Source organism: Candidatus Hydrogenedentota bacterium, assembly GCA_016791475.1.
Taxonomy (GTDB): Bacteria; Hydrogenedentota; Hydrogenedentia; order Hydrogenedentales; family JAEUWI01; genus JAEUWI01.
Window position 1 is genome coordinate 295 of the sequence record JAEUWI010000201.1, and the last position, 460, is coordinate 754.

General features: G+C 65.0%; 1 protein-coding gene. It reads left to right on the forward strand.

Annotated features, from left to right (window positions below):
- Positions 1-460: hypothetical protein (locus JNK74_28695; protein ID MBL7650163.1), on the forward strand; the 460-nt coding region annotated here is incomplete at both ends.

Below are 460 nucleotides of genomic sequence, written 5' to 3' on the forward strand. Positions count from 1 at the left end.
CGGCGGCGCCGACGCCGCCCATTTCCAGATCGACGCCAGCACCGGCGTACTCAGCTTCATCACTGCGCCTGATTTCGAGGCGCCTACGGATACCGGCTGCGACAACATCTACTACCTGATCGTGCAGGTCGCCGACGACCAGGGCAGCACCGAAACCCAGGCCATCTCCGTCACGGTGTATTCGTCCAACGACAGCCCCCCACTGATCACCAGCAGCAACACGGCCAACGTCGCCGAGAACACCACCGCCGTGATGACCGTAACGGCCACCGACGCCGACGCCGCCCACTTCCAGATCGACGCCAGCACCGGCGCGCTCAGCTTCATCACGGCCCCCGACTTCGAGGCGCCCACCGACGCCGGTGGCGACAACATCTATGACGTGATCGTGCAGGTCGCCGACGACCAGGGCAGCACCGACACCCAGGCCATCTCCGTAACGGTGTATTCGTCCAACGAC